Below are 19,924 nucleotides of genomic sequence, written 5' to 3' on the forward strand. Positions count from 1 at the left end.
GTGCTCAGGCTCCGGTTGCGGCGGGGCGTTTCGGGTCGTTGGACCACTGCGACCACGAGCCGGCGTAGAGGGTGGCGGGGATGCCCGCGATGGCCAGGGCGGCGATCTGGTGGGCGGCGGTGATGCCGGAGCCGCAGTAGACGGCGATCGGGGTGTCGGCGTAGGGGGCGAAGCGGGCGCGCAGGTCTTCGGCGGAGCGGAAATGCCCGGTGCTGTCCAGGTTTTCGGTGGTGGGCGCGCTCAGGGCGCCGGGGATGTGGCCTGCGCGGGGGTCGACGGGTTCGACCTCGCCGCGGTAGCGTTCGGCGGCTCTGGCGTCGAGGAGGGTGCCCGACCAGGTCGCGGCCGCGTCGGCGTCGATGACGGGCAGCGCGCCGGGGCGCACGATCAGGTCACCGGGGGCCGGGTCGGGCTCGGCGCCGGTCGCCAGTTCGCCGCCCGCCGCGATCCACGCGGGCAGACCGCCGTCGAGCAGCCGGACGTTCTCGACACCCGCCCAGCGCAGCAGCCACCAGGCCCGCGCCGCGGCCATCCCACCGGTCGCGTCGTAGACGACCACCGGCTCGCCGTCGCCGAGCCCCCAACTGCGCGCGCACTTCTCGAAGGTGCCGGGATCGGGCAGCGGATGGCGGCCACGCGCGGGCGACGGCGCGGCGGCCAGCTCGGTCTCCATGTCGACGAACACGGCGCCGGGAATGTGGCCGTCCAGATAGTGCTGCGGACCGTCCGGATCACCCAGCGCCCACCGCACATCGAGAAGATGAATCCTGTTGTCCGCCAGTTCTTCCCGGAGCTCCTCCGGAGAGATCACCACCGCGCCCACACCCACTCCTCACTCGCCGTCACTACGGACCCCCTGATTGCGCCACCCTACGCAGTCGATCCCTCCCACGGAAGCGATTGCCCCGGCCACGGCCGAGTACCGGTGGCCATCCGATCTCGCCGCCGCGCGCCCAGGAAATCTCGACCGAACTGGACCGGTCCGGCCTCACGCCGATCAGGCCACTTTCGACCCACTGGCAGGCGACAGCGACCCCTTCGACGGGCAATATCTGCACAATGTCGCAGGTCACCACCACCACACCCGATGAAGTCACCGAGCAGCAGACGGGAATCGCCCAGCCGCTCGGGGCCGGGGCGATCACCGCGCTGGTCGGGTTCACCAGTTCCTTCGCGGTGGTGCTGAGTGGACTGCGGGCCGTGGGGGCGAGTCCGGCGCAGGCAGCGTCGGGCCTGATGATCCTGTGTTTCACCCAGGGCATCGGGATTCTGCTGCTGAGTTTCCGGTACCGGATTCCGATCACGCTGGCCTGGTCGACGCCCGGTGCGGCGCTGCTGGCGAGCACCGGGCTGGTGGCCGGGGGCTGGGCAGGCGCGGTCGCGGCGTTCGCGGTGACGGGCGTGCTGATCGTGATCACCGGCCTGTGGCAGCGGCTGGGTTCGCTGGTCGCGGCGATTCCGGTGCCGATCGCGCAGGCGATGCTCGCGGGGGTGCTCGTGCCGCTGTGCCTGGCGCCGGTGAAAGCCCTGCAGACCTCCCCGGCCGTGGTGGTGCCGGTGATCGTGGTGTGGCTGGTGCTGCAGCGATACGCGCCGAAGTGGGCGGTGCTGGTCGCCTTCGCCGTGGCCGCGATCGGCACCGGCATCGACATCGCGGTGCGCGACCGCGAGCTCGACCTGGCCGCGATGGTCCCGACGGTGGAATGGACCGCGCCGCACTGGCATTGGCAGGCGATCGTCGGCATCGCGATCCCGCTCTACATCGTGACGATGGCCTCGCAGAACATCCCCGGCGTCGCGGTGATGCGCTCGTTCGACTATCAGGTGCCGTGGCGGGCGTCGATGCTGGTCACCGGGATCGGGACCATCGCGGGGGCGGGTGCCGGCGGGCACGCGATCAATCTCGCCGCGATCAGCGCCGCGCTCTCGGCCGCGCCGAGCGCGAGCCCCGACCCGAAGCGCCGCTGGATCGCCGCGGCCACCGCGGGCGCGAGCTACCTGATACTCGGGCTCGCCTCGGCCGCCCTCGTCACCCTGATCGCCGCGGCACCGGCGGGGACCCTGGAAACCGTCGCGGGCCTGGCCCTGCTCGCCACCCTGGCGGCGTCGCTGACGGGCGCGCTGAGCGACCCAGAGCACCGGATGGCCGGGCTCGTCACCTTCCTCGTCGCGGCGGCCGGGACGAGTTTCCTCGGCATCGGCGGCGCGTTCTGGGCACTGCTCGCGGGCCTGGCGGTCCGCCGGTTCCTGCCCGGCGGCGCCTGACCCGGATCAGAACGCGGGAACGTCGCTCGTGCTCGCGTTTCCGCCGATCGACGGCTTCAGGGTGATCTCCCAGTCCGACCCGGCGTCGAAGACGTCGTCGAACTTCTGGAACTGGCGATCACGGGTGAAGCTCAGCGTGGCCTGGTCCCAGTCGGTACCGGTCTTGAGATAGACGTAGTACGACCCGTCGATCCCGCTGAGCGTGGCCTGGGAGTTGCCCTGCACGTAGATCGTGGCCTGCGGCGCCGCCGGATTCCCGTTCGCCACCACCACGGCCACATCGGAGCTGTTGCCGTTGTCGATGGTCAGCGTCCCGGCCCCGACCAATCCGGCCTGCTGGACGACCTCACCGTTCCCGGCCCTACGGTTCAGCAGCGGCAGCGACGGCACCTCGGGCACCACCGGCGCCGACACCGCGACACTCGACGCGGACGAGGTCCCCCCACTCGACAGACCCGACTCCGAACACCCACCGACCACCGCGGACACCGCGATCACGGCCACGACGAACACACTGCGCTTGAACATGGAATTCCCACCCCGTCGTCTCCAGGCCCGGACCCACCGAACCCTCTCTCGCCCAACAGTATCGCGACCCCACGACAACAACGCCAATCGGCGGTGTTCAGTTCGGGCCTGCCAATCGGTCGAGCAAGGGGGCGGTGCGGGGGCCGACGAGTTCGCGCATGACCAGGGCCATGTTGGTGCGTTCGACGCCGGGGATCTTGAGGATCTGGCCGGCGATGCGGTAGAGGTCGTCGGCGTCGCGGGCGACGATGCGGACGGTCAGGTCGGTGGAGCCGGTCATGCCGCACACCTCGGTGACCTCGGGGACGTCGGCGAGTTCGTCGACGACGGCGTCGAGCTGATGCTGGTCGACGACGACCGCGACGAAGGCTGCCAGCGGATAGCCGAGGGCGCGCGGTTCGACGCGGCGTTCGAAACTGCCAAGGACCCCGCCGCTGTCCCAGCGCGCCAGCCGCGCCTGCACGGTATTGCGCGACAGGCCGAGGCGCGCGGCCAGCTCCACGCCCGTCGCGCGCGGGTTGGCGATGAGTTCGCGCAGCAGGCGCGCGTCGGTGGCGTCGAGAGTCACGTCGGGTTCGCGACTGGTCATACAACGCAGTATGACAGCGTGCCGCCCCCGCAGACCGTGCATTCTGCGCACTGCCGTGTCGGTCGCTTGCGCAGTCGGCTTTATCGTGGATGCTGAGTGATACACATCGCACTCAGCGATTGTCGTACCCGCACCGGCCCACAAGGCCAGGTGGAGAGGAGGCGATCTCGATGTCGGAGAAGCAGACCTACCCGGTCCAGTTGATCCAGCCGGATGGCAAGCGCGTGTTCGATCGCGAGCACGCCGCACTGGTGGCCGATGTCGGTGCCGAACGGTTGCGGCAGCTCTATCAGGACCTGGTCGTGACCCGCCGGATCGATGTCGAGGCGACCTCGCTGCAACGCCAGGGTCAACTCGGCTTGTGGCCACCGCTGCTGGGCCAGGAGGCCGCCCAGGTGGGCTCCGCGCACGCCCTGCACCCCGACGACTACGTGTTCTGCTCCTACCGCGAGACGGCTGTCGCCTATGTCCGCGGCGTGCCGCCCGAGCAGCTGACCACCCTGTGGCGCGGCGCCGCCCACCACTGCTGGGACCCGGACACGGTGCACATGACCAACGCCAACATCGTCGTCGGCTCCCAGGGCCTGCACGCCACCGGCTACGCCTACGCCGCCCACCTCGACGGCGCCGACCTGGCCACCATCACCTACTTCGGCGACGGCGCGACCAGCCAGGGCGACATCGCCGAGGCACTCGGCTTCGCCGCGGCGTGGAGCGCCCCGGTGGTGTTCTTCTGCCAGAACAACCAGTGGGCGATCAGCGAACCGGTGACCGTGCAGAGCCATGTGCCGCTGGTGCGCCGCGCCGACGGGTACGGCATCCCGGGCGTGCAGGTCGACGGCAACGACGTGCTGGCGGTTCTCGCCGTCACCCGGCAGGCGATCGAGCGCGCCCGTACCGGCGGCGGCCCGACCTTCATCGAGGCGATGACCTACCGGATGGGCCCGCACACCACCGCCGACGACCCCAGCCGGTACCGCACCGCCGCCGACACCGAGTACTGGGAACACCGCGATCCCATCGAACGGGTCCGCCTGCTGCTGGATCGCGAGGGCCTGCTCGACCCCGAATTCGCCGACCAGGTCGCCGCCACCGCCGACGACGTCGCGCACCGGGTGCGCACCGCGACCACCCAGATGCCCGATCCCGACCCGATGAGCATGTTCGACCACGTGTACGCGACCGAGCACCCCCTGATCGCCGAAGAGTCGCGGCAGTTCGCGGCCTACCTCGCCGAAGGAGCGCAGTCATGATCACCACCTTCGCCGCCGCGCTCAACACCGGTCTGCGCCGCGCCATGGACGACGACAGCAAGGTCGTGCTGCTCGGCGAGGACATCGGCAGGCTGGGCGGGGTCTTCCGGGTCACCGACACGCTGCAGAAGGATTTCGGGGACAACCGCGTCATCGATACCCCGCTCGCCGAATCCGGCATCGTCGGAACGGCTTTCGGCATGGCGTTGCGCGGGTACCGACCGGTGGTGGAGATCCAGTTCGACGGGTTCGTCTATCCCGCCTTCGATCAGATCGTCTCCCAGGTCGCCAAGATCCACTACCGCACCGGCGGGAAGGTGAAGGCGCCGTTGACGATTCGCATTCCGTTCGGCGGCGGTATCGGCGCGGTGGAGCACCATTCGGAGTCGCCGGAGGTGTATTTCGCGCACACCGCGGGGCTGCGGGTGGTCTCGCCGAGCACGCCGGCCGACGCGTATTCGATGATCCGCCAGGCGATCGCGCTCGACGACCCGGTGATCTTCTTCGAGCCCAAACGTCGCTATTGGGACAAAGCCGACGTAGATTTCGAGGGCGAACCGGATCTGCCGCTGCACTCGGCCAGGGTGTGCACGCGCGGCGCCGACGCGACCGTCGTCGCCTACGGCGGCACCGTCGCGCCCGCCTTGACGGCGGCGAAGATCGCGGCCGAGGAGGGACATTCACTGGAGGTGATCGATCTGCGCAGTCTCTCGCCGATCGACGTCGACACCGTCGCCGCCTCGGTCGACAAGACCGGCAGGCTCGTGATCGCGCACGAGGCGCCGGTGTTCGCCGGGCTCGGCGCCGAGATCGCGGCCAGGATCACCGAACGCTGCTTCTATCACCTGGAGGCGCCGGTGCTGCGCGTCGGTGGCTACGACATCCCCTATCCCCCGGCTAAGCTCGAAAAGCACCACCTGCCCGACCCCGACCGCATTCTGGCGGCGGTCGATCGCACTCTCGCCGCGTGAAGATGAAAGGTGCACCTGTGCCGGAACAAGCCGCCGACGACGGTCATGTTCTCGAGTTCCGCCTCCCCGATCTGGGTGAGGGCCTCGCCGACGGCGACCTGGTGTCCTGGTCCGTGGCGGTCGGCGACACGGTGGAACTGAACCAGACCATCGCCGAGGTGGAGACCGCGAAGGCGGTGGTGGCGCTGCCGTCACCCTTCTCCGGCGTGGTGGTGGAACTGCTGGCCGAGCCGGGCGACACCGTGCCCGTCGGCGCTCCGCTGATCCGGGTGCGCAACGATCTCGAGGTCACCGAACCGCCGACCGCGACGCGCAACGACGTCCTGGTCGGCTACGGCCCCGAGGCCGAATCCACTTCGCGCAGACGCAAACCCGTGCCCTCGGCCGCGATGGCCGCGACCACGCCGAGCAGTCATCGCGCGGCGGCGACGCCCGCGGCCCGCAAGCTGGCCAAGGAACTCGGCATCGACCTGTGGTTCGTGGCGGGGTCGGGACCGGAGGGCGCGGTCACCGTGGACGACGTGCGCTCGGCCGTGCCGGTGACGGCGCCGCGCACCCCCGCCCGGGTCGGCGACTCGGCGCCCGCTCCCGTCAACGGGCACTCCGGCGACACCGACGGTGGACTGATCGAGCCGACCGCCCGCGAGGTGCGCACCCCGGTGAGCGGCGTCCGCAAGCGCACCGCGGCGGCGATGCTGGCCAGCGCCCGCACGATCCCGCAGGCCAGCACGTTCGTCACCGTCGACTGCACCGCGTCGATGGAACTGCTCGATCACCTGCGCACGACGAAATCCTTCGAGGGCCTCACCCTCACCCCACTGGCGCTGGTCGCCAAGGCGACGCTGGCGGCGATCGCGGAGTATCCGGGGATCAACTCCGCCTGGGACGAGCCGAATCAGGAGATCGTCACCAGGCACTACGTGAATCTCGGCATCGCGGTGGCCGCCGAGCGCGGGCTGCTGGTGCCCAATCTCAAGGAGGCGCAGACGCTGAGCCTGCGCGAGCTGTGCCGCGAGATCAGCGACGCCGCCGAGACCGCCCGCTCGGGCAACGCCACCCCCGCCGACCTGCGTGGCGGCACGTTCACCATCACCAATGTCGGCGTATTCGGCGTGGACAGCGGGGTTCCGCTGGTGAATCCGGGCGAGGCCGCGATCCTGTGCCTCGGCTCGATCCGCAAGCGGCCGTGGGTGTTCCGTGACGAACTGGCCGTGCGGTGGGTGACCACGCTGGGGCTCAGCTTCGATCACCGGATCATCGACGGTGAACTCGGCGCCCGCTTCCTCGCCACCACCGCGGGATTCCTGGAAGACCCGTTGACCCTGCTCAGTCGCGTCTGAGCGATATATCCGAGCCGTCACGCCGACGAAACACGGCGGGCATCCGCGGTAAAAATGGCGGGCTACAAACAGGTGCATGAGTGAGGCACATCCCGTCGACACCCGGCTGCCGTTCGCGCGGCAGCTGGCGTTCGGCATCCAGCACGTCCTGATCATGTACACGGGATGTATCACCGTGCCGCTGGTGTTCGGCGCGGCCGCCGGGCTCGACCGGGCCACGATCGGGCTGCTGATCAGCGCCGATCTGCTGGTGGCAGGCATCATCACGCTGATCCAGAGTCTGGGCGTCGGCAAGCTGGCTGGTGCCCGGCTGCCGATCATCTGCGGCGCCACCTTCGTCGGGCTGAACCCGATGATCCTGATCGCCAAGGAGTACGGCCTCGACGCCGTGTACGGGTCGATGCTGATCGGCGGCGTGGTCGGCATCGCGCTGGCCTGGCCGTTCGCGCGGGTGGTGCGGTTCTTCCCGCCGCTGGTCACCGGCACGGTGCTCACGGTGGTCGGGGTCTCGCTGATCGGGGTCGCCGGGGGCCTGATCATCGGGACCGATCCGAAAGCGCCGGGGTTCGCGGCGCCGTCGAACATCGGGCTGGCGGCGGTGGTCGTGCTGATCGCGGTCGGGTTCGTCTGCCTCGGTCGCGGGGTGTGGTCGCAGCTGGGCGTGCTGATCGCGCTGGCGGCGGGCATCGTGCTCGCGCTGCCGATGGGCCTGGTCTCGACCGCCGGGATCGGGACCGCCGACTGGATCGGCATCCCCCAGCCGTTCCACTTCGGCGCGCCGCAGTTCCCGGTGACCGCCGTGGTGGCGATGAGCATCGTGATGGCCGTGGTGTTCGCCGAGTCGACGGCGAGCATGCTGGCCATCAGCGAGATCACCGGCAAGCCGATCGGCAAGGGCGACCTCGCGCGCGGTCTGGTCGGTGACGGCCTCTCCGGTGTGCTCGGCGGCGTGTTCACCGCCTTCGTGGACACGATCTTCAACCAGAACGTCGGCGCGGTGGCGGCGACCCGGGTCTACAGCCGGTACGTGACCGCCGTGAGCGGGGCGATCCTGGTGGTCCTCGGGCTGGTGCCCCGGATCGGCGAGGTGATCGCGGCGATCCCGAAGCCGGTGGTCGGCGGGGTCGGGCTGGTGCTGTTCGCGACCGTGGCGGTGGTCGGTGTCAACACGCTGCGCCAAGCCGATCTCGGCGACCGGGTGAACGCCACCATCGCGGCCACCGCCATCGGCATCGGCCTGCTGCCGGAACTGACCAGCGGCATGTTCGCCAAGTTCCCGACCTCTGCGCAGATCCTGCTCGACAGCGGAGTCACCCTCGGCGCGGGCGCGGCCTTCCTGCTCAACCTGGTTTTCAACCACACGAAGCTGGGCACGCTGGCCCGAGCTTCGATCACGCCGCAGGCTCCGGTGAGCACGCCGATCCCCGGCTGAGAGACGACCGCGCCGAAGGCGGCGAGCTGGCATCGGCCGGCCGCGTGGGATGCGCGTGCGGCGAACTCGCCGATGCGATGGCTCGTGCTCGATGCGGCCTCGGCCGCAGGCAGCACCCGGTCGTCATCGAGGCGGCTCCGCACCAGGATTCGACGTGCGCGAGTACCCACCGCGTTAAGGTGCGGCATGGAGATTGCGGGCAAAGTGGCCATCGTCACCGGTGCGGGCGCGGGGATCGGAGCGGCGCTGGCGCGTCGGCTCGTCGACGGCGGCGCGAAGGTGATCGTCGCCGATCTGGACGCGGCGAGCGCAAAGCAGGTGGCCGACGAGCTGGGCGCGGCCGCGGTCGGCGGTGATGTGGCCGACGAGGCGGTGATCAGCACCCTGATCGAGACGGCCGAGCGCGAATACGGCCCGGTGGACCTGTATTTCGCGAACGCGGGCATCGGCGGCGGCCCCGGCCTCGAGAGCACCGAGGACCAGTGGTCGGCGGCCATCGAGGTGAACGTCATGGCGCACGTGCGCGCCGCCCGCCTGCTCGTGCCCGGCTGGGTCGAACGTGGCAGCGGCTACTTCGTGACGACCGCGTCGGCGGCCGGCCTGCTGACCCAGATCGGGTCCGCGCCGTACTCGGTGACCAAGCACGCGGCCGTCGGCTTCGCCGAATGGCTCTCGATGACCTACGGCGACCAGGGCGTGCGGGTGAGCTGCCTGTGCCCGATGGGCGTCGACACCCGCCTGCTCAGCGGCGACCTCATCCCCGACGCGCCGGAGGCCGCGGCCCTGGCCATCAAGGCCGTGACGACTGCGGGCCAGGTGCTCTCCCCCGAGGAGGTCGCCGACACCGTCGTGGCGGCGATGGCTGCCGAGCACTTCCTGATCCTGCCGCACCCCGAGGTGCTCGAGATGTACCGGCACAAGGGCGCCGACTACGACCGCTGGCTCTCGGGCATGCGCCGCTTCCAGGCGATGCTACGCGGCTAGTCGGTGACGAGCTCCGCGGCGGCCGTGCGCACGACGTCGGGAATCGGCACCGGCTTGCGGGTCTCGGCGTCGACGTACACGTGCACGAAATCGCCGTTCGCCGCGAGCTCGAGGCCCGCCTCGGTCTCGCGGAAGATCGCCAGATCGTAGGTGATGCTCGAGTTCCCCAGCCGGGCGATGCGCAGGCCCACCTGCAGCTGGTCGGGGAAGCTCACCGAGCCGTGGAACCGGCAGGCGGTCTGGGCGACCACGCCGAGCGCGGGCAGCGCGGTGATGTCGGTGCCGGTGGCCCGCATCAGCCAGGCGTTCACGGCGGTGTCGAAGTAGGAGTAGTAGGTCACGTTGTTGACGTGGCCGTACTGGTCGTTGTCGGCCCACCGGGTCGGCATCGGCCACAGGACGGGATAGTTCACGCTGACATCATCGCAGTGCCCTGGCGGTGGTCGCGCGGGCTCACCCCGAAGTGGCGTTTGAAGGCGGTGCTGAGCGCGAACGCGCTGCCGTAGCCGACCTGGCGGGCGATGGCCTCGACGGTGGCGTCGGATTCGGCGAGCAGGTCGGCGGCCAGCGACAGACGCCATTCGGTCAGGAAGGTCATCGGGGGTTCGCCGACCAGGTCGGTGAACCGGCGGGCCAGCGCGGCCCTGGACATGCCGACCGCCTCGGCCAGCGCGATCACCGTCCACGGGTGCGCGGGGTTGTGCTGGAGCAGGCGCAGGGCCTTGCCGATCAGCGGGTCGCTGTAGGCGTGGTACCAGGCCGGAGCGTCGTCGCGGGCGAACCAGGCGCGCAGCGCGGCGATGAGCAGCAGGTCGAGCAGCCGGTCCAGGACCGCGGTCTGGGCGGGCAGATCCTTGGTGGCCTCGTCGACGAGCAGATCGAGCAGCCGGGTGTCGAGTTCGCCGCGCGGCAGCACCGCGAGCTGGGGCAGGGCGCGCAGCAGGCGCCTGCTCACCGCGCCCGCCGTCTCGTAGGTGCCGGTGACCATCAGGGTCTCGCCCGCGGGGTCGGTGCCCCATTGCCGGACACCCAAACTCAGTGTCTCGCAGAGGATCTCACCGTCGGGTGTGGTGGTGACCTGCCCGGGCCGGATCACGATCTGCGGTTCGGTGGCCGGATCGTCGGCCACCGTGTACGGCCGCGGCCCGCGGAACACCGCGACGTCACCGGCCACGAGCTGCCGCGGCGGCTCGGAATCCGTACTGACCCAGGCCTTTCCGCGAATCATCGCCAGCACCGTCAACGGCGCCTCGTCCTGAATCCGCAGCGACCACGGCGGGTTCAGCAACGAACACATGAGAAACGCGCCGCGGGCACGCGGGCCTTCGAGCAGTCCGGCCAACGCATCCACACATCCACCCTAGCCGCGCCCGCCCGCCCCCGCCCCGATCGCTGTGCCGAGGTCCCACTCGATCGGCTCGGTGCGCTGGATCCGCAGGTGATTGGTGCCCGGCTCCGGGTCGAGATCGCGCTGGTAGAAGCGGAAGCGATAGCGGCGCTCGACCGGATCGGCCACGTAGTGCCACAGCGTCCGCTCCGGCACCGTGCCCTCGATCCCGGCGGCCGCGTCGTCGACGTAGGCGCATTGCACGACGTCGAGCAGGGCGGTGATGTCCGCGGGATCCCATGGGCCACGATGCGCCGCGATCGCCTCGGTGAGCACCCGGTACCGGACGAACGAATTGTGCTCGGCGGCCATCGGGACCTCGGGGAAGGAGTCGATCGTCGGGTAGCGGTGCAGGGCGTGGTTGGTGACCACGAAGGGCCGGTCCGGCTCGGCGTCGACGAAGCGGTATTGCCGTGAGTCGCCGTCGATCTCGAGCACCGTGGCCGCGCCGTGCACGTCGGCGATGAACCAGTGCATGTTGGTCTCGCCCGCGCAGAAGATCGCCTGCGACAGCACCGCCGCCTTGGCCTCCGCGACCGTGGTGGCGGCGTTGAGCACGCAGCCGGGCACCTGCAAGGCGGTGAGCCCGCTCGTGAACCCGCCAGCCAGGCTCGCCCCGACATTGCCGCGGTCGGAGTGGTCGACCAGTACCGCCATCATCAGTCCCGCGGCGTTGACACCGTCGAGGGCCGGATTGAGCAGGTCGTGGCTGCCGAGGGTGGCGACCGGGGTGCCCATGGTCGGCGCGGTGGTCAGCAGGATGGCGCGGGAACAGGAGGGGTGTTCGTCGGGGCTCGGGGGCAGGCCGTGTTGCGCGCTGAGCGAGCCGATGAACCAGTCCATGTTGCGGCCGAACATCGGCCTGCCGGTGCTGGTGAGCGCGGGCGGGAACCACACCAGCGAGCAGCCGGGGGCCTGGGTGGGGACGTCGAAGCCGAGCGTGGTGGTGTCGTGTTCGGCCATCGTCGAGGAGACGCCGAACGCGTCGGCGACGCCGCGTGACCGCTCACCGAGGGCCGGATAGTTGCGGTCGAGATAGGTGAGGCGGCCGTGGCCGTAGTCCGGCGAGTCGTAGGGCGCGAGCGCGACGTGATAGTCACGGCGAGCGAGATCGCCCAGGGTGGCGCCGATGTGGGCGTCGGTCCCCCGCAGCGTCAACGCGCGCACCGACAGATAGTCGTCCGCGGCGGCGGGAAAGAGATAACTGTCAGCTGAGATCACGGAACACACCTCCGTTGTCACCCGGCGAGCTCGGTCTCCCCAGCCAAGCATGTCGAGCCCCCGTCATCGATGAGGCACGGCGGTAGACGACGGCGTATGGCCGTGAGCGGTTCGACGATGTCGCCGTGGCGCGCGCGACGGTGTACTTGATTCATGCCAAACAACACCTCTCACCAGCAGCTTTCCCTCATCACCGGCGCGACCGGCAAGACCGGGAGCCGGGTCGTCGCCCTGCTCGAGGCGGCGGGCAGGCCGGTCCGGCTCGGCTCGCGCTCGGCCGCGATCCCGTTCGACTGGACCGACCGCAGCACCTGGGCGCCCGCCCTGGCCGGCGTCGACTCCGTATACCTCGCCTACCAGCCGGACCTGGCCGTTCCCGGCGCGCCCGACGTGATCCGCGCGTTCACCACGGCCGCCGTGGCCGCCGGGGTGCGCTCGGTGGTGCTGCTGTCGGGCCGCGGCGAGCCCGAGGCCCTGGAATGCGAACAGATCGTGCGGGATTCGGGACTGACCTGGACGATCGTGCGCTGCAGCTTCTTCGCGCAGAACTTCAGCGAGGGCGCGTTCGTCGACGATGTCCTGGCCGGCGCGGTCGCCCTGCCCAACGGCGATGTGCCCGAACCGTTCGTGCACGCCGACGACATCGCCGAGGTGGCCGCCGCCGCGCTCACCGACCCGCGCCACGAGGGCGAGGTCTATGAGCTCACCGGCCCGCGGGCACTGACCTTCGCCGACGCGGTCGGCGAGATCGCCGCCGCCACGGGTCGCGAGATCGCGTTCATCCCCGTCTCCCGGCCGGAATTCGTTGCGGCACTGAGCGAATACCAGGTGCCGCAGGACGTGATCAGCCTGCTCGACTATCTCTTCGGCACCATTCTCGACGGCCGCAACTCCGCCACCGCCGACGGTGTGCGGCGGGCCCTCGGCCGCGAGGCGCGCGATTTCACCGAGTACGCGAAGGAGGCCGCGGCCACGGGCGTCTGGACGCCCCGGACCTGACACCATCGGAGCTCCACGTCTCGGCGGCGGTCCCCCGAGCCGGCGCGTGGATGCACGAGGCCGACTCGCTCATGGTCGCGACCGCATGGACTCCCCGGGTGGCCACCACGCGGGGAGTCCGGCCGTCCGCGGTGTCGCGGTGGCGCAGTGTCGCGGAGGAAACCCCGGCGCCAGGTGATCTCGATCCGGTCGCGATGCACGGCGCGATCGGTGACGGCCCGGGTACCGTCGAATCGGTGACCCCAGCGACGATCGACCGCGAACTCCGGTTGGCCAGGGCGGCGGTGTTCGGCGCGTTCACCCTCAACGGATTCCTGCTGGCCATGTGGGTGGTCCACATTCCCGCCATCACCGACCGGACCGGGGTGTCGTCCTCCCTGCTCGGAATGTTCGTGCTGCTCCTCGCGGGGGCGGCGATCATCGGGATGCGGGCGGCGGGCCCGGCTGCCGACCGGTTCGGCAGCCGGACGCTGGTCGCGGTGGCCGCGACCGCGGTCTCGGTGACCGTCATCGGACCAGGTCTCGCCACCGGCCCGGTCGCGCTCGGCATCGCCCTGGCGTGTTTCGGCCTGGGCAACGGCGCGCTCGACGTCTCGATGAACACCCAGGCCGTGCACGTCGAACGCGCCTATCGACGCCCGATCATGTCAGCGTTCCACGCCACGTTCTCCGGCGGCGGCTTCGCGGGCGCCCTGGTCGGCGCCGCCACCCAGCGGGCCGGCTGGTCACCGGCGCTGACACTGACCTGCGCGGGGGTCGCCGGACTGCTCACCACGGCACTGCTGGTGCCACACCTGGTCACCCATCACCGGGACACCTCGCGCGCGGAGCACCCGGAAGACGAAGCCCCCCAACAGGAACCGCGCCTCCAGGACACTCCGCCGACCGAGCACCGGCCCCGGACACCGGAGAAGGACAGCGAACGGGGGTTCGCGGTCACCGAGCTCGACGACGCCGAGGCATCAGGACGCACCGAGACATCCGGACGCACCGAGCATGACTCCCGCGCAGGGCAGGGTGCCTCGGCGGACAACCGGCTCGAGCGCACCGGAACCCCGCCGTCGAGCGTGGCGGATGACCGTCTCGATCAGCACGACGGCGCATCCCGCCGGAGCCGAAAGGTGGTGTCGCTCGGGGTGATCGCGTTCGTGCTGCTCCTCGCCGAGGGGGTGGCGGGCGACTGGAGCGCGCTGCAGGCGCGCGAGCACCTCGGGGTTTCCGAGGGTGACGCGGCGCTCGCGTTCGGGGCGTTCTCGGCCACCATGACGCTGGGGCGGTTCGGGGCCGATCGGGTGAGCGGGGCGATCGGGCCGGTCGCGATCCTGCGCTACGGCAGTCTGCTGGCGGCGGCGGGGATGGCCGTGGTGATCGCCTCGCCGTGGTTGCCGTTGACGCTGCTCGGCTGGGCCATGTGCGGGCTCGGGCTGGCCGGCGGGGTTCCTCAGATCTTCACGGCAGCAGGCAATCTCGGCGGCAGCACAGCCGCCACGGACATGTCCCGCGTGTTCACCATCGGCTATCTGGGCCTGCTCGCCGGTCCGGCACTGATCGGCTGGTTGACCGCGATCGTCCCACTCACCGCCGCCCTGACGGTCCCGCTCGTCCTGACGCTGGCCAGCGCCGCGGCCGCACCCATCGTCGCCCGGCGCCCCTGATCACCCGCGGCACCGCGATCACCTGGTCCGGCACCCCGGGCCGACGATCACAGATACATTCCGCCGCCCGATGTTTCCCGGGTGACCGACTGGATGAGGATCTCGCCGTCTCGGCGGGCTACCAGCTGGGCGAGGGTGGCGCCGTCGGCGGGGACCGGATCGCCTCCGGCGCAGTCGTTTCTGGTGAGCCAGTCCTGTGCCTCGGCGGCCGACAACCGGCCGACCTCGAGCTGGGCCAGGCAGCGCCCGGGGCGCACGACAGCCGGATGCAGACGCGACAGATCCTCGTTGGTGGTCACCGCGATCAGCACCTTGCGGCCCTGGCCGAGCATGCCGTCGGTGAGGTTGAGCAGGCGCGAGAGCTTCTGTCCCGCAGCCTCTTTCGCCTCGCCGCGGATGAGTTCGTCGCAGTCCTCAAGCACCAGCAGCCGCCAGCGGCTGTTGTCGTCACCGTCGGCGCCCGCCGCCACCTCCATGAGATAGCCGGGGTTGCTGAACAACTCCTCCGGATCGACGACGCAGTCGACCTGGCACCACGACGCCCACGCCCTGGCCAGTGCCCGCAGCGCGGTGGTCTTGCCGGTGCCGGGCTCGCCGTGCAGCAGCACCAGCCTGCCCCGGATGTCGTCGACCCGCAGCGCCATGAGCTGATCCATGCTCGACGACACCGCCGCCGAGTAGTTGCCGCGGATCTCCGGCCAGGCGGGCGCGACGATCCGGCGCCGCCTGCGCAGCGGGCGCCGCACATCCATGTGCCAGAAGCCCATCTCCACGGTGGCGTCGGCGCGGGGGTCGGCGACGGCGCCGGCGGTCGCCGCGGCCAGCACCTCGACGGCGAGTTCGTCACTGACGGCGGTCACCTCGACGGTGGCCGAACCGCCCGCCCAGCGCACGGCCCGCAGCGACCAGCCCTCACCCGCGGCGAGCAGCGCGCTGCTGTCGTCGTCGGCCACCGAGCGCACGATCCGGGAGCCCTCGGGACGCAGCGGCGCCTCGGCGCGCACCCGGTCCAGGTGGGCCTGGCGGGCAAAGGACTGGTCGCCGCGCAGGAACGGCGCGAGCGCGAGCGCGTCGATCGCGTCGCGGGTGGAGTAGGTGGAGTCGATCGCCGCCGACCACGGAAACGGCTCATCCCGGTCCTGCGGCAGATGCGGCGGGTCGACGAGCCTGAGCTGTTCATTGCGTGTGGACACCGCGCCCATACTCGCCGCACCCGCCGCGGAATGTCCAGTGACTTCTCGCTGGCCGAGCCGGCGTAAAACCCGTGGCAACCTGTCGGTGCCCGTCGGTACCGTCGACGAGGTGACCGCCACCAAGCCCGAGCCGACCACCGCCGAACCCACGGGGAAGGCGGGGCTCAAGGAATGGATCGGGCTCGCGGTCCTCGCGCTGCCGACGCTGCTGATCTCGATGGACATGAGCGTGCTCTACCTGGCCATCCCGCACCTGAGCGAGGCACTGCATCCGAGCAGTTCGCAGCTGCTGTGGATCCTCGACATCTACGGCTTCCTGGTGGCGGGCTTCCTCATCACCATGGGCACGGTCGGCGATCGCATCGGCAGGCGCAAGCTGCTGATGATCGGCGCGCTCGCCTTCGGCGTCGCCTCCGTGGTCGCCGCGTATTCCACCAGCGCGGCCACTCTCATCGGCACCCGCGCCCTGCTCGGCATCGCGGGCGCGACGCTGATGCCGTCGACGCTGGCCCTGATCCGCAACATGTTCCACGACGACCGCCAGCGCACCACCGCGATCAGCGTGTGGATGACCAGCTTCATGGTCGGCATGGTGGTCGGTCCACTGGTCGGCGGCGCCATGCTGGAGAACTTCTGGTGGGGTTCGGTGTTCCTGGTCGCGGTGCCGTCGATGGTGCTGCTGCTGGTGGCGGGCCCGATCCTGCTGCCCGAATACAAGGACCCGAATCCCGGCAAGCTCGATGTGCTCAGCGCCGTGCTGTCGCTGGTGTCGGTGATGGCGGTGATCTACGGCATCAAGGAACTGGCCAAGGACGGGTGGGCGCTCGATGCCGTCGCCGTGCTGGTGGGCGGCCTGGTGCTGGGCGCGGTGTTCGTGCTGCGCCAGCAGCGGCTCACCGATCCGCTCATCGATCTGCGCCTGTTCGGCAACGTGCGGTTCAGCGGGTCGCTGGTCGCGCTCATGGTCGCGATGCTCGCGATGGGCGGGCTGTTCCTGCTGCTGTCGCAGTATCTGCAACTGGTGCTGGGACTCTCGGCCTTCGAGGCCGGGCTGTGGACGGTGCCGCAGGCACTGGCCATGGTGGTGGCCGCCGGTGTGGTGAGCGCGCTCGCGCCGCGGATCCGCCCCGCCTATCTGATGACGGGCGGCCTGGTGATCGCCATGGCCGGGTACGCGATCTTCACCCAGCTCTCCGGCGCCGACGATCTCGCGCTCATCGTCACCGGCATGGTCGTGTTCTCGCTCGGGCTGAGCCCGATGTTCGTGCTCGGTCTGGATCTCATCGTCGGGGCCGTCGACCCGGAGCGCGCAGGCGCCGCGTCCGCGATCTCCGAGACCGGGCAGGAACTCTCGGCGGCGCTGGGTGTCGCGGTGATCGGCAGCATCGGCACCGCCGTCTATCGCGGGCAGATGGCCGATGAGCTCCCCGCGGGGCTGCCCGCCGAGCTGGCACACGCCGCCGAGGACACGCTCGCCGGGGCATTGCAGGTCGCGGCGACGCTGCCCGAAGCGCTCGGCGCCGAACTCAGCACCATCGCACGGCAGGCCTACACCCATGCGCTGCAAGTGAATTCGCTGGTCGGCATCGGCCTCACCGCCGTCGCGGCGGGCCTGGTGATGGTGCTGCTGCGGCACATCCCGGCACCGAACGCGGCGGCCACCGACACCGACGAGGCCTGACGACGACGGCCCCGCCAGGAGCGGATCGCTCCCGGCGGGGCCGTACTCGTCACCTGATCAGCCGAGGCTGAACGGCTGGCCCCACAGGCGCAGCTCGGAGCGACCGGTCTTGGTGGTCACCTCGACCGCGACGAAGGAACGCGCCTGGGCGTAGCCCGCGCAGCCGTCGAGCGCGATGGTGGAATCGGCCCAGGTCACCGAGCCGTCCGCACCCTTGAACTTGATCGCGGGGACCGAGCTCTGCTCGCCGTAGGCGTCGGCGCCCTCGATCTCGAGCAGCCAGAAGGTGGCGGCCTCACCGGGACCCAGGGTCAGGTTGCCGCCGGAGGTGACCCCGCCGCTGCCCTTGCCCGAGTTGTTGACCGCGCCCTTGGCGCCGCCCTTGAACCCGCCACCGCTGATGTCGACCTGGCAGCCCACCACGTAGCCCGGGTAGAGCTTGGCGCCGGCGTGCTCGCCGTGCACCTGCACCTCGGCCCGGCCGGAAGCCCAGACGTTGCGGTGCAGCGGGGTCGCGCCCATGCCGGGGCTGATGGTCACCGATTCATTCGTCAGCCGAATGGTCACCGCGGTGCCGTCGGGCAGGGTCTCGGTGATCTCGCCGCCGGGCAGCGGGATGAAGGTGTCGGCGTTGGCGGCGCCGGTGGAGAACAGGCCGAGCGCCATGGTCGCGGCGGCGGCGGCCGCGGCCACCCGGGCGGTCGTCTTCGTGAAGATGATCATCGAAAGATTCCTATTCGTCGAACGTGCGAGGAGTCAGCCGATGCTGAACGGGGCGCCGTAGAGGGTGGTCTTGGTGTAGTCGTCGCCGATGATCTCCACGACGGTGTAGGAGCGGGCCTGCGCGTAGCCGCCGCAGCCCTGGATCTGCAGCTCGACGTCCTTGTAGCTGACGTAGTAGTTGCCCGCCTCGACGATGTCGAAGCCTTCCACGCCAACGAATTTCACATCGCCCGGCCCGAGCTGCACGCCGATGGACCCGCCGCCACTCACCCCGCTGGTCGACACACCACCGGACAGACCGGCCGACACCGCGCTGTCGGAGATGGCGACCTGGCAGCCGACGACGTAGCCGGTGCTGATGCGTGAGGCGCCGTGCGTCGAGGAGTTGTTGGTACCCGGTGCGTTGTTGCCGCCGATGAACGGCTTCGGTTCACCCTTGGGGGTTTCCGTGACATCCGCGTAGACGGTTCCGCTCACCCATGCCACCCGGCCCGCGCCGTTGGCGGCCATCGACGGCGAGATCAGCGCGCTCTCCCCCACGCGCTTGATCGTCACACCGGGGCCGGCCTTCTCACCGTCGGGTAGCGGAACGAAGGTGTCCGCGTTCGCCGGTCCGCCGGCGACGGCGAGTGTGGCCGCGGCCAACGCCGTGGCGGCAAGGATTTTTCGCATCGTGGAAGTCCTCATCACTGTTATGACCGGTTTGTACCGATCTTGAACAGTTCGAAACCCTAAGTCAGGCCAGGCTTCCCTATCAAGACTTTGCTTAAACTAACTGAATACAGCGAAATCCCACCCGGTGCGAGTCGGGTGGGATTTCACTTCTCTCCTCGAGTTGTCCCCTCGACGAGGTTCTTCGCGCGGCCTACTTGGCAGGCTGCGGGTTGTTCGGCATCGGCGAGTTGATGGTGGTGAAGTACTGCACCGCGGCCATGATCGCGACGGGGGCGGTGATGAAGAGCTGGCCCGCGACGGTGCCGAGCGCGCCGAGCGCGGTGGCGCCGACGAGGCAGCCGCCGATGCCGCCGGGCACCGTGCCGACCAGGAAGCCGAGGATGCCACCGGCGACGGCGCCACTGGCCGCGCCCGCGACACAACCGATCGCCGCGCCACCGAGGCCGCCGACGAGGGTGGCGATGCTGGCGCCCAGGGAGATGGTGCCGGTCATGCGGCTCCACGCGGCCTGCTCACGGTCGTACTCGCTCTTCCACGGCGCCTTGTCCTCGTAGGGCAACGCGACCGGCTTGTAGGTCGCGTGCGCCATGTCGAGCTGCGGGGTCAGCGTGGCGGTGCGGCCCGCGATGTCGGCGGCGATCGGGAAGACGAATTCGTCGATCCGGAAGGACAATTCGGTGCCCGCGACGGTGGTGCCGTCGGCGCCCTTGATCTTGAACACGCCGTCCTCGACGACCATCGAGCCCGCGTCGGTGCTGACGATCGCCGCGGTGTCGGTGGTGGTGGCGGTGTAGTTGATCGGCTCATCCGCCGCGGGTGCTGCGTGGCTGGTTCCGGCAGCGATGCCGAGGGCAACGCTGACAGTGGAAGCCAGCAGAGCGAATTTTGTGATCTTCACGGGGCAGAACCTTTCGTGTTCCTCATCAGGGTGCGCGGCGCACTAGCTGCGGTCCGAACGAGATGGGACCATAGCGAGGTTAGGCTCACCTATCAAGACGTTCCTTAGGCTAACCTCTGAACTGTCCGAC

At 70.2% G+C, this 19,924-nt stretch carries 19 protein-coding genes; 9 read left to right on the forward strand and 10 right to left on the reverse strand.

Annotated elements, in window-relative coordinates:
- Positions 1 to 4 precede the first annotated feature (4 nt).
- Positions 5 to 823, reverse strand: coding sequence for a sulfurtransferase (locus AB0H56_RS08575; protein WP_357159269.1), 819 nt, complete (start codon positions 821 to 823; stop codon positions 5 to 7).
- 236 nt (positions 824 to 1,059) lie between these two features.
- Between AB0H56_RS08575 and AB0H56_RS08580 the strand changes: the two genes are divergently transcribed.
- The gene (locus tag AB0H56_RS08580) at positions 1,060 to 2,265 is read left to right on the forward strand and encodes a benzoate/H(+) symporter BenE family transporter (protein WP_357159272.1); all 1,206 of its coding nucleotides are present in this window, start codon (positions 1,060 to 1,062) and stop codon (positions 2,263 to 2,265) included.
- A 6-nt stretch (positions 2,266 to 2,271) separates the two neighbouring features.
- On the opposite strand, the gene AB0H56_RS08585 is transcribed toward AB0H56_RS08580, so the two are convergent.
- Both AB0H56_RS08585 and AB0H56_RS08590 read right to left on the reverse strand, forming a co-directional pair.
- Entirely contained in the window at positions 2,272 to 2,793 is a 522-nt protein-coding gene (locus AB0H56_RS08585; RefSeq protein WP_357159275.1) for a hypothetical protein, read from the reverse strand.
- 97 nt (positions 2,794 to 2,890) lie between these two features.
- Entirely contained in the window at positions 2,891 to 3,382 is a 492-nt protein-coding gene (locus AB0H56_RS08590; protein ID WP_232996920.1) for an Lrp/AsnC family transcriptional regulator, read from the reverse strand.
- Between the two features lie 170 nt (positions 3,383 to 3,552).
- On the opposite strand from AB0H56_RS08590, the gene pdhA reads away from it, so the two are divergent.
- The 5 genes from pdhA (at position 3,553) to AB0H56_RS08615 (ending at position 9,362) form a co-directional block, all read left to right on the forward strand.
- A complete protein-coding gene (gene pdhA, locus AB0H56_RS08595) occupies positions 3,553 to 4,635 on the forward strand; it encodes a pyruvate dehydrogenase (acetyl-transferring) E1 component subunit alpha (RefSeq protein ID WP_357159278.1) in 1,083 nt (360 codons plus the stop codon).
- On the forward strand, positions 4,632 to 5,606 hold the full coding sequence (locus tag AB0H56_RS08600; RefSeq protein WP_357159281.1) for an alpha-ketoacid dehydrogenase subunit beta: 975 nt from the start codon (positions 4,632 to 4,634) through the stop codon (positions 5,604 to 5,606). The genes pdhA and AB0H56_RS08600 overlap by 4 nt, the downstream gene beginning before the upstream one ends.
- Positions 5,607 to 5,608: 2 nt before the next feature.
- Positions 5,609 to 6,946: a dihydrolipoamide acetyltransferase family protein gene (locus AB0H56_RS08605; RefSeq protein ID WP_357160238.1), complete on the forward strand. Its 1,338-nt coding sequence runs from the start codon at positions 5,609 to 5,611 to the stop codon at positions 6,944 to 6,946.
- Positions 6,947 to 7,022: 76 nt separating this feature from the next.
- Positions 7,023 to 8,378, forward strand: coding sequence for a nucleobase:cation symporter-2 family protein (locus AB0H56_RS08610; protein WP_357159284.1), 1,356 nt, complete (start codon positions 7,023 to 7,025; stop codon positions 8,376 to 8,378).
- A 186-nt stretch (positions 8,379 to 8,564) separates the two neighbouring features.
- Complete coding sequence (locus AB0H56_RS08615; RefSeq protein WP_357159286.1) at positions 8,565 to 9,362, forward strand: SDR family oxidoreductase; 798 nt, start codon at positions 8,565 to 8,567, stop codon at positions 9,360 to 9,362.
- Here the strand turns inward: AB0H56_RS08615 and AB0H56_RS08620 are convergent.
- The 3 genes from AB0H56_RS08620 to AB0H56_RS08630 are packed head-to-tail and all read right to left on the reverse strand — an operon-like array spanning position 9,359 to position 11,970.
- Positions 9,359 to 9,751, reverse strand: coding sequence for a thioesterase family protein (locus AB0H56_RS08620; protein WP_280220854.1), 393 nt, complete (start codon positions 9,749 to 9,751; stop codon positions 9,359 to 9,361). The genes AB0H56_RS08615 and AB0H56_RS08620 overlap by 4 nt on opposite strands.
- A gap of 20 nt (positions 9,752 to 9,771) precedes the next feature.
- Positions 9,772 to 10,713, reverse strand: a complete 942-nt coding sequence (locus AB0H56_RS08625; RefSeq protein ID WP_357159289.1) for an AraC family transcriptional regulator — start codon at positions 10,711 to 10,713, stop codon at positions 9,772 to 9,774.
- Between the two features lie 9 nt (positions 10,714 to 10,722).
- Entirely contained in the window at positions 10,723 to 11,970 is a 1,248-nt protein-coding gene (locus tag AB0H56_RS08630; protein ID WP_357159292.1) for a hypothetical protein, read from the reverse strand.
- A gap of 153 nt (positions 11,971 to 12,123) precedes the next feature.
- Here AB0H56_RS08630 and AB0H56_RS08635 point away from each other — a divergent pair, with 153 nt between their 5' ends.
- Complete coding sequence (locus AB0H56_RS08635) at positions 12,124 to 12,969, forward strand: NmrA family NAD(P)-binding protein (RefSeq protein ID WP_357159295.1); 846 nt, start codon at positions 12,124 to 12,126, stop codon at positions 12,967 to 12,969.
- Positions 12,970 to 13,205: 236 nt separating this feature from the next.
- Positions 13,206 to 14,624: an MFS transporter gene (locus AB0H56_RS08640; RefSeq protein WP_357159298.1), complete on the forward strand. Its 1,419-nt coding sequence runs from the start codon at positions 13,206 to 13,208 to the stop codon at positions 14,622 to 14,624.
- Positions 14,625 to 14,671: 47 nt separating this feature from the next.
- Here the strand turns inward: AB0H56_RS08640 and AB0H56_RS08645 are convergent, their stop codons facing one another.
- Positions 14,672 to 15,826: a DUF5925 domain-containing protein gene (locus tag AB0H56_RS08645; RefSeq protein WP_357159301.1), complete on the reverse strand. Its 1,155-nt coding sequence runs from the start codon at positions 15,824 to 15,826 to the stop codon at positions 14,672 to 14,674.
- Positions 15,827 to 15,926: 100 nt separating this feature from the next.
- Here AB0H56_RS08645 and AB0H56_RS08650 point away from each other — a divergent pair, with 100 nt between their 5' ends.
- Positions 15,927 to 17,498: an MFS transporter gene (locus tag AB0H56_RS08650; RefSeq protein ID WP_357159304.1), complete on the forward strand. Its 1,572-nt coding sequence runs from the start codon at positions 15,927 to 15,929 to the stop codon at positions 17,496 to 17,498.
- Between the two features lie 57 nt (positions 17,499 to 17,555).
- Here AB0H56_RS08650 and AB0H56_RS08655 read toward each other — a convergent pair whose 3' ends face one another.
- From AB0H56_RS08655 to AB0H56_RS08665, 3 genes are all read right to left on the reverse strand, one after another.
- Complete coding sequence (locus AB0H56_RS08655; RefSeq protein ID WP_357159307.1) at positions 17,556 to 18,221, reverse strand: MspA family porin; 666 nt, start codon at positions 18,219 to 18,221, stop codon at positions 17,556 to 17,558.
- Positions 18,222 to 18,254: 33 nt separating this feature from the next.
- Positions 18,255 to 18,893 carry an MspA family porin gene (locus AB0H56_RS08660; RefSeq protein WP_357159310.1) on the reverse strand — a complete coding sequence of 213 codons (639 nt, stop codon included), beginning with the start codon at positions 18,891 to 18,893 and terminating at the stop codon, positions 18,255 to 18,257.
- Positions 18,894 to 19,086: 193 nt separating this feature from the next.
- Positions 19,087 to 19,794: a hypothetical protein gene (locus AB0H56_RS08665; RefSeq protein ID WP_232996907.1), complete on the reverse strand. Its 708-nt coding sequence runs from the start codon at positions 19,792 to 19,794 to the stop codon at positions 19,087 to 19,089.
- Between the last annotated feature and the right edge of the window lie 130 nt (positions 19,795 to 19,924).

The organism is Nocardia sp. NPDC050717 (assembly GCF_040654275.1).
Lineage (GTDB): Bacteria > Actinomycetota > Actinomycetes > Mycobacteriales > Mycobacteriaceae > Nocardia.